This is a genomic window from Sphingobacterium composti, from assembly GCF_009829075.1.
Classification (GTDB): Bacteria; Bacteroidota; Bacteroidia; order Sphingobacteriales; family Sphingobacteriaceae; genus Sphingobacterium; species Sphingobacterium composti.
This window is the reverse complement of sequence record NZ_WUQZ01000043.1, coordinates 1-9,125: the sequence shown is the minus strand read 5'-3', so window position 1 is coordinate 9,125 and position 9,125 is coordinate 1. Positions and strand designations below refer to the sequence as shown.

General features: G+C 32.1%; 10 protein-coding genes. 8 read left to right on the top strand and 2 right to left on the bottom strand.

Going from position 1 to position 9,125, the window contains the following annotated elements:
* The 4 genes from GOQ17_RS15820 to GOQ17_RS15805 form a co-directional block, all read left to right on the top strand.
* A partial coding sequence (locus tag GOQ17_RS15820; protein WP_159639000.1) for a type IV secretory system conjugative DNA transfer family protein occupies nt 1-557 on the top strand: 557 nt, incomplete at its 5' end.
* 158 nt (nt 558-715) lie between these two features.
* Nucleotides 716-1,117: a hypothetical protein gene (locus tag GOQ17_RS15815; protein ID WP_159638998.1), complete on the top strand. Its 402-nt coding sequence runs from the start codon at nt 716-718 to the stop codon at nt 1,115-1,117.
* Between the two features lie 9 nt (nt 1,118-1,126).
* A complete protein-coding gene (locus GOQ17_RS15810; RefSeq protein WP_159638996.1) occupies nt 1,127-1,969 on the top strand; it encodes a DNA adenine methylase in 843 nt (280 codons plus the stop codon).
* A complete protein-coding gene (locus tag GOQ17_RS15805) occupies nt 1,962-3,242 on the top strand; it encodes a type II restriction enzyme (protein WP_159638994.1) in 1,281 nt (426 codons plus the stop codon). Before GOQ17_RS15810 ends, GOQ17_RS15805 begins: the two co-directional genes overlap by 8 nt.
* Before the next feature lie 10 nt (nt 3,243-3,252).
* Here the strand turns inward: GOQ17_RS15805 and GOQ17_RS15800 are convergent, their stop codons facing one another.
* Together GOQ17_RS15800 and GOQ17_RS15795 are read right to left on the bottom strand one after the other, a co-directional pair.
* Nucleotides 3,253-4,197, bottom strand: coding sequence for a replication initiation protein (locus GOQ17_RS15800; RefSeq protein ID WP_159638992.1), 945 nt, complete (start codon nt 4,195-4,197; stop codon nt 3,253-3,255).
* 518 nt (nt 4,198-4,715) lie between these two features.
* Nucleotides 4,716-5,168, bottom strand: coding sequence for a beta-barrel fold lipoprotein (locus GOQ17_RS15795; protein WP_159638990.1), 453 nt, complete (start codon nt 5,166-5,168; stop codon nt 4,716-4,718).
* A gap of 915 nt (nt 5,169-6,083) precedes the next feature.
* Between GOQ17_RS15795 and GOQ17_RS15790 the strand changes: the two genes are divergently transcribed.
* From GOQ17_RS15790 to GOQ17_RS15775, 4 genes are all read left to right on the top strand, one after another.
* Nucleotides 6,084-6,401 (top strand): plasmid mobilization protein, encoded by a 318-nt coding sequence (locus GOQ17_RS15790; RefSeq protein WP_159638988.1) that lies wholly within the window; start codon nt 6,084-6,086, stop codon nt 6,399-6,401.
* Entirely contained in the window at nt 6,395-7,630 is a 1,236-nt protein-coding gene (locus GOQ17_RS15785) for a relaxase/mobilization nuclease domain-containing protein (RefSeq protein ID WP_159638985.1), read from the top strand. The genes GOQ17_RS15790 and GOQ17_RS15785 overlap by 7 nt, the downstream gene beginning before the upstream one ends.
* 32 nt (nt 7,631-7,662) lie before the next feature.
* Complete coding sequence (locus GOQ17_RS15780; RefSeq protein ID WP_159638983.1) at nt 7,663-8,061, top strand: hypothetical protein; 399 nt, start codon at nt 7,663-7,665, stop codon at nt 8,059-8,061.
* Nucleotides 8,058-9,125 (top strand): type IV secretory system conjugative DNA transfer family protein (locus tag GOQ17_RS15775; protein ID WP_159638981.1); only part of this gene is annotated, 1,068 nt, incomplete at its 3' end. The genes GOQ17_RS15780 and GOQ17_RS15775, both read left to right, overlap by 4 nt.

Sequence of the window (9,125 nt, the reverse complement as noted above, 5' to 3'; positions counted from 1 at the left end):
GCGTTTTTATGCTCGATGAATTTCCAACGGTGTATGTTCCAAATGTAGAACAGCTTCCAGCTACAGCCCGAAGCAATAAAGTTGCTACAATCTTAGCTTGTCAAGATATTGCGCAAATGGTTGATAAATACGGAAAGGAGAAAACCGATACTATACTTTCAAACTTAGGAAATCAATTCTACGGAAGAACCACCAACCCACAAACTGCACAAAGAGTAAGTCAAATTTTTGGTAAAGCTGATAAGCTGATAAAGACAGAAAATAATCAATACGAACATTCTGTTGTTGGGGATTTATACAAAGGTAGTGGCGATAGTTATTCTTATCAAGAAAGGGATTTAGTAAAAGTTCAAGATGTTGCAACCCTGCAAACAGGCTCATTCTACACGCTTTTAAGTGAGGGAGCGCACCGACAAGGTTTAGCATCAATCCCAATGAATAACCGCTTTGTAAAAACAGAAATAGAGCCATTTAATAATGTTTCTACATCAGACATAGAACAAGTGTTTTATCAAGTAAAAGACGATTTAAAACGAATTTTAATCCCTCTAAAGTGATTTTAATTCCTACCTTAGCATCTCATTATTCATTTTATATGATGATGAGATTAAAAAAGGTTGTCGGGGCTTACGCTCCGACTTCTTTTTTTTAGGGTGGTCATGTTTCTTTTAGGGTGGACATTTGGTATATTTGACCATTGGACACTCTTTTTTTTATGAATTATATAGATATAAAAGAAGCTGTAAAGGCTACTGGTAAAAGCGAAAAGACAATACGTAGATTTCTGTCTAAAGCAGAAAGTAAGCCGTTTATTGAAAGAAAAGATAGTAAACTTCTTGTTGATGTAAATTACTTATTTGACTCATATCCACCTATTAAAGTGGGTAAAAAAGAGGGTGGTCAAATATTGGACAAAGGGTTGGACGTGTCTATGGACAATGAGTTGTACGAGTTGAAAAATAAATTAGCATTGTATGAACAAGAAATAAAACACAAAGACCAGCTTTTAAATGAAAAAGATGGTCGTATATTAGATTTACAAAAAGCTATGTTACTATTGGAAGCTCCAAAAGAACAAGAAAAGCCATTACCTAAAAAAAGAAGGTGGTGGTTTTAAATTTTTCATATGGCAAAGAAGAATAAATTAGTATCTCCATTTTTAAAGTGGGTAGGGGGGAAAAGACAATTATTAAGTACTATTGAAGAACATATTCCCAAAAATATTTCTGATTATAGATATGTTGAACCATTTGTTGGAGGAGGAGCACTTTTGTTTAATCTACAACCAAAGAATGGTATTATAAATGATTATAATGAAGAATTAATAAATGTATATACCGTTATACGTGATGATTTAGAGTTGTTAATTTCAGACCTCAAAAAGCATAAAAATGAATCTGAATATTTTTATGCTATAAGAAGTTTAGACCGAACGTCATCTTTTAATGAATTAAGTCCAGTTGAAAGGGCATCAAGAATTATTTATTTAAATAAGACTTGTTTTAATGGACTATATAGGGTTAATAATGCAGGAGAATTTAATTCGCCTTTTGGAAGATATAAAAACCCTAATATTGTTAATGAACCTGTTTTAAAAGCCGTTAATAAATATCTTAATTCAAACAATTTGCAAATTGTTTCTGGGGATTATACAAATATTTTGAAAGAGGTAAATAACAGATGTTTTGTTTATTTAGACCCTCCATATCATCCACTTTCTGAAAGTTCTAATTTTACAGGTTATATCCAGGGCGGATGGGGTGAAGAAGACCAAATTAAATTGAAAAATGAGTGTGATATTTTAACACAAAATGGAGTGAAATTTTTATTGTCTAATTCATCAGCAGATTTCATTAAAGAATTATATTCAGATTACAATATAACGATTGTAAAAGCCACAAGGGCTATTAATTCAAATGGCTCTAATAGAGGAGAGGTTGACGAAGTATTAATTAAAAATTATGAATAAAAATGATTCAGCATGGCTTAAGATTTTTTCAAAATATGATGTAATTGATACTATCAATACGCAAGGCTTTTTTGAAATAAGTTCTACGCAAATAAATCAGTTTAGAGAAGCAAGGTTAATGACAAAATTTGACCATAAATCTCAATTGCCTACTATATTTGCAAGTAATAATTTATCAATATTACCAATATCGAGAGGTGGTTATGTGATAGGGCAATTTGATACATTTCATGACTTTAATACTGATAATATTGAAATTACACATATAAATTTTCCTACATTTTTAGAAAGTTTAGATTATAAAGATATAACAAGTGAATCTACAGCTATAAATTGTGCTTTTGTATCAAAAATACTCCACGATTTTACAGAAGAAGACAGCTTACTTCCTACTGTTAGTGGAAGAATGAGTTCATCATCATTCTCGTTTGATATTAATTCTAATATGACAACTTTTAATGTTAACGTTGTTAATTCTCAAGTTGAAATAGACGGGGGATATGAAGGAGATAGTTCTTTAAATATTATAGAAGCTAAAAATTATATATCAAATGATTTTTTAATTAGACAATTATATTATCCATATAAATTATGGTCTAATAAAATACAAAAGCAAGTAAGACCTATCTTCTTAACATATACGAATGGAGTATTTCATTTAAGAGAATATGCGTTTGCAGATGTTAGCAACTATAACTCATTGGTACTAATAAAGCATAAGAAATATGCTATACAAGACGGATCTTTTAATATTGAGGATTTAGAAGAGATTTTGAATAGAACGGTTTTAGTTAGAGAACCTGATATACCTTTCCCTCAAGCAAATAGTTTTGAAAGAATAATTAATTTATGTGAACTTCTATCACAAAAGGATTTTCTTTCTAAAGAGGATATAACTGTTAATTATGATTTTGATAGTAGACAAACAGATTATTATTTGAATGCTGCTAAATATTTAGGTTTAATCTCTATAGGAAGAGATAGTATTTCCAATCAAATAGGCGCAACTTTAACACAACAGGGAAAAAGGTTATTTGCGTTGGATTTAATAAATAGGCAAAAAGAATTTATTAAACTAATTGTTTCTCATAAAGCTTTTAAAAACACTCTATTAATGTTGTTGAAAAAGGGAGAGATGCCAACTAAGCATGAGATTGTAGATATAATGAAAAATTCTCAATTATATAATATAACCTCAAATACAACCTATTATCGTAGAGCTTCTACAATTATAGGGTGGATAAATTGGATAGTAAATCAAATTGAAGAATAATAAAAAGGGGTTATTTAGGAATAACCCCTTTTTTCTGATATGAACCTATAATATAAGCAGGTGCATTTTCTACCTTTATTTCTCCTTTTCGCGCTCTCTCGTTAACTTTCTCAACAAACTTAATAAAACCATCATAACCATCTTTAACGATTAGCAGGGCATACTCTTCGCTTATTCCGTAAGCCATAATTGAACGAACGTTTTTCTGAAAGCCTAAATCATTAGAGAAATCAATTTCTAATTGAGCAGGTTTATTTTTAGAAGTATCAACAAATATTTGTATAAACTCAAACGAACGTCCTTTTTTATAAAGTTGGTAATCAAATGATATATCGGTATACTCATTGATTTGTTTTTTGGCGATATCAAGTACAAATTCCTTAAATTGTCCAATTTGTTTAAATTGTTCATTACCCTTTTTGTCAACTAATCCAAGCATTCTCTTTATTTCAATAATTGGGATTGGTTTAGGAAATTTGCCAACTGTTCGCCATTGACAAGCAATCATATAAAGTCTTTTAGCGAATTTAGAAGAGCATCCAAGAACTGATTTTAATTGAAAATGTGTAAAGTTGTTTTTAAGGTCAAAAAAGTAGGGTAGTGCTATTTCTGATAACTTTAATTCAATAGTTCTTGTTCCTTTTAAATATCGGAAATATTGGAACAATACAAATTGTGTATAGCTTTCTTCTGTTTCCAGCTCAAACATTCTCGTAAGAAGTTGTTCTGTACTATCTGTAAATTGGGATATATTCCATTTACGTCCAGTTATAAGTTCTATGTCAGTAGTATGAATTTGATAAGTTAATTGTCCCTCTTTTATTTGAGAAAGCAATAAAAACACTAGATCCAATTGACACGCTGAAAAGTCATATCGACCCGATGTAATAGCATTATGTTGCTTTAACATCAACTCGCCCGCTATTTGAGCATCTTCTTTTGTTAGAATTTCCATTTTATTATAATTTGAGATTAAAAAAGTATCACTAAGATAGTCAAAAAAACAGGATTAAAAAACATGATTATTTTTATTTATGTTTTTAACGTTATAAAAACTGTTTTTAACGTTATAAAAACTGTTTTTAACGTTATAAAAACTGTTTTTAACGTTATAAAAACTGTTTTTTGGCACTGTAACTAATTGATTTATAGAGCGCTCAGAGGTCGCAAAATAAGAAAATATTAAAATATATAAATATAACGTTTGTATATTATTTAGGGAAAAGAGTTCCACCTTTTGGGTTGAAAATAGGTCAAATTGACAGGTTTGTACACTTGAAAATCCACGAAAAAACGGAAAACATAATGAAAAAAGAGATTTTGCGTCGAAACGGTTTGTCATAATATGGTCATTTAGTATTGATAATCAATTTATTATGTTTTAATCTTCCCTTTGTTTGGTACTCTCATTATTGATTAATAAAAGAAAAAGGTCTACAAGATGCGGACCTTTTCAAAGATTGGCGTTTAGTCTTAATCGACTAATAGATATTGATTGATTTCTCCATTAAAAACGTGCTTTTTTTTAGTTTTTACCTTGCCATTTTGATAGAGTGTGATTGTTGATGTCAATGGTTGCGGATTTTCTTTAATTGGAATCATTGTTTGCAACAAGAACAAGCTTTTTGCTTTGTGTGATGTTGTTAATGTTCTGATTGTTGGCTTGGATGTCGCAATGTAAGTGACTGAATTGGGTGAAGTTTGGGTTCTATCTCCTTGCTTCCATTCATAACCCAGAAGATGAAGTTCTACTCCCTCATCATTGGTGATATTTACAGAAATATTTTCCGCATAATCATCAATAGCACCGCTTAGAGCAACTTCAATTTTGAAATCTGAACCATTTGTAGTTGGTTGTACATCGTCATTTTTAGAACATGACACCATTGAGATAGCCAATAGGCTAAAAAGCATTAATTTTTTCATTATTATATAATTTATAAGATTAAAAAGTAATCAAATATAATAACGATAAATGAATGTAACAAATTGATTTTCAGATATTTGATATTTATAATAGGTATTATAGGTTTAAAATATCATTTTTTAACGCCTTAAAAACAGGTGTTTTGTATTTTGTTGTTTTACAGGTTGTTACAAAAAATAGTTTCCCTTTATTTGGTACTCAAAAACTCAATAAAAAGTCCAGCTAAAATAAGCTTCACGAATCAAAAAAATCAGCATAAACCGCTTTGCTATTTATATGATTTTTTTGAACGTTGCGCTTGAAGAATGGCTTTCTTTTTTTTCCTTTTTTCTTTTAATTGAATATCTATTTTGTACAACCGATAAGGTACAGAAGTGATTTTGATTAGTGTAAGTCGATTTTTAAGCTATAAAGCTATATCTTATTTAAGGGAGTATTATTTTTTGTACATTTTCCTTAAACAGCCGACTGAAAGGAGTAATCGGACGAAGTCGATAAGCCACTCCAGAGCGTGGGGTAAATTATATAATTATAGAATGTAATCATTCTATAATTATATAAAGTTGACCGCCTTTTTGGGCGGTCTGCTTCAATAAAAAAAGCCCTTTGTTAGGGGCTTTTTTTATTTCGCTGGAGATACTTCGAAAACGGATTTTGACAAATCCTTATTTCTCAGTATCTTAGTATAGTTTGAAGGAGCGAGGGGCGTAAACGTATATACATTTTGCGTTGCAAATGTATATCCTTATTACGACCCTCGCCCTGCGGGGCTTAGATTTTCTTAACGCTGCACTTCGTTACGCTGAAAATCTTTGAACAAAATTTTTATACGCTTCGCTAAAATTTTGGAGCAATGACCAGGACAAAAAACCGCTTCGCAATTTTTTGATCTTGGTCAAAAACAAAAAAACAGAATGAATAAAAAACAGAATCCGAGATTAAAAAATATTGTCATTCGAGTGAATGACAAAGAGCATAAAGAAATCGAAAAGAAAGCCGATAATTTAGGTTTGACCATTTCGGATTATGGTAGGCAATTGATGTTAAAAGGTTCTGTTTTGTCGGTTCAAAAATCGGAGAGTTTGGGGGAGAGTACAGGCGTTGACAGGCGCACAATTATAGGACTTGCGAACAATTTAAATCAGCTTACAAGATATGCGAATGAACGTAGGGAGTTGCCACAAATAGAAAGCTTATTAAAGGACATTGAAACAATCATTTCAAAATGGTAATCGGACATAGTGCAGGGAACGGATTTAGCGGAACTATTTCTTATGTAAAGAAAGAGCATGAGAAAGATTTGCCTATTGATAAAAAGCCCGAAATCATTGAAAAAAATAATGTGTACGGGAATACTCGAGATATGGCAAGGCAGATGCGTTTTGTTTCCAATGGTAATAGCCGAGTTTCAAAGCCTGTAATACATTTATCAGTCAGCTTTGATGCAAAGGAGCAGATAAGCGAGGAACAACGCCAAAAGGCTGTAAAATCGGTTTTGAACGAATTAGGAATAAAACCCGAAAATCATCAATATTTGATAGTGAAACACAATGACACAGCGAACCCGCACTACCATATAGTTCTAAACAAGGTCGATTTAGACGGAAAAAAAATAAATATCGGTTTTAACAATAAGCGAGAAGAATTTATAAAAAACAGGCTTCAAGTTGTAGCCGATAAGATAGAGCAGGAGCAGGGTTTAAAGCGTACAGAGGGCAGAAATATAATCTACGACAAAGAGAGTGAGAAAGGATATAGATTTTTGACAGCCGATGAAAAAGCGGAGCGTGAGTATACAAAATCGAGAGATAAAAAGGCAGTATTAAGCAAAAATCCAAACATTAAGCAACTTCAAACGAGCATACAAGGAACAATCAACGAGGTTTTGAAAGATAGGAGCATTACTACGCCTCAACAATTCAAAGCAATGGTTGAGCGTAAAGGTATTGATGTTCGCTTAATTGAAAATAGAAAAGGTATTTCGGGAGTTTCTTTCAGTACGGATAAGATAAGCGTTAAAGGTTCTCAAATAGGGGCAAAATGGAACGATATAGACAAGGTTTTGACAACGAATGCTATCTACTCAAAGGAAAATGATTTAAAGGCTCATATCGACACTATTGCTCATAAACATGGATTTAGTTATACAATTGTGGATGAAGCGATAAGAGAAAAAATGACCGACATCAAACCAAATGACAATGTTTGGCAAACGTGGGAAACCAACCCTAATAACCAAGAATTTTTTAAAACCTTACAACAATATACCGAGAAAGTGAAAGCACAACAGAAAGAACAAAAAACCGCTTTTGAAAGAGCCAAAGAGCAACGAGAAAGCAGAGGGCAAAGCCAAGAGCAGAGCCAAAGCACAGGGCAAAGTCGATTTGAACAAATTAGAGCCCAACGAGAAGAAAAAGACCAAGACCAAGAGCGAGAGCAAAGGCGAGGTCGTGGGCGATAGAATGAATTTTTTTAATCTTAAATCATATAAAAATGGAACGTAAATTATTTTACAATGCGTATGAAATCAACGTTTTGAGAGAGGTACGCAGAGCCAGTAAGGACAAATCCGTAACGGATTTAAACAAACTCAAAGAAAAATTAGCTGAAAAGGGCATCAAAGTAAATTTTGAAACCAAGCAAGGGAAAGTTCAAAGCATCTCATTCAAGAAAAATGAGTTTGAAATCAACTCAATTAAGGGCAAGGACAGAGTTTGGACTGATTTAGTTGTCAAGAGTGTATCTGAAAACAAAAATGCTCTTGAAAAGGCTCAAAAGCAGGAAAAAGAGAAACCTCAATACAATCGCTTTGAAGAAATGAAAAAGCATAGAGAGGAAAGAACGGAGTTATTAAGCAGAAATATGTACGACACTAAAGGATTATCAAGATGAAAAGAGTAGAACATCAACACGCAAAGAAAAGAGGTCGCGGGTTTTTAGGTAAAATGATAGTTTATTTAGTTGTCTTTTTTGTTGGCTCAACGCTATTATCAAGCCTATTTCTTGCAGGTTTGGGGGCATCCAATAGAACTATTGGAAGTATAGTTGTTTATTCTGTTTTAGGCTTTATTATTTGGAAGCTTTTTAAGAAGTATAAGCATAAAATATCATTCAATAAAGATGCTATATTGAACCCACAGATTAAGCAAGAAGTAGGTTTAAACCTTGTTTTGAATGGAAAAGTAAATATTCAAAATCCGTATGCAGGTATTTTTATAAGTGGGGGAGCAGGAGCAGGAAAGAGTAAATCTATTATTGAGCCATTGATAAATGATGCAGGTCAAAAAGGGTTTACAGGTGTTGTTTATGATTTTAAGTTTCCAGAGTTAGCAAGTTATGTAAATACAGCCTACAAAAACACGAATATTAAGCCTTATTTTATCAATTTTACTGATTTGAGCCGAAGCCATAGGATAAACCCTATTGCACCGGAATTAATGATAAATGATAGTTTTGCGAGGGAATTTGCCTATTCTATTTTAGCAAATCTTAATCCCTCGATGATTAGTAAGCCCGATTTTTGGAGTGAAAATTCAACGGCTTTACTTGCTTCTGTATTTTGGTACTTAAAGAAAAAACATCCTCAATATTGCACTTTACCTCATGCAATGAGTATGATTTTACAGCCCGATTTAGAAAGCCTTTTAAATACATTGGATAAAGAGCAAAAATGCGCTGATATGATAGCCCCGATTATGACAGCTTATGCAAATAAAGCAGATAATCAACTTGCAGGAGTTATTTCGAGTTTGCAAATTTCACTATCTAAAATCAACACTGAAGAAGTTTATTATTTGACTTCAAAGAGTGATTTTAACTTAGATTTGAATAATCCGAATAGCAGAGGTATGCTCGTGATCGGGAATAGTCCGACACTTGCAACGACTTACAGCCCAATAATTGGATTAATCCTTACATCAATAAGTAAGCTATTAAATCAACAAGGAAAAGAAAAA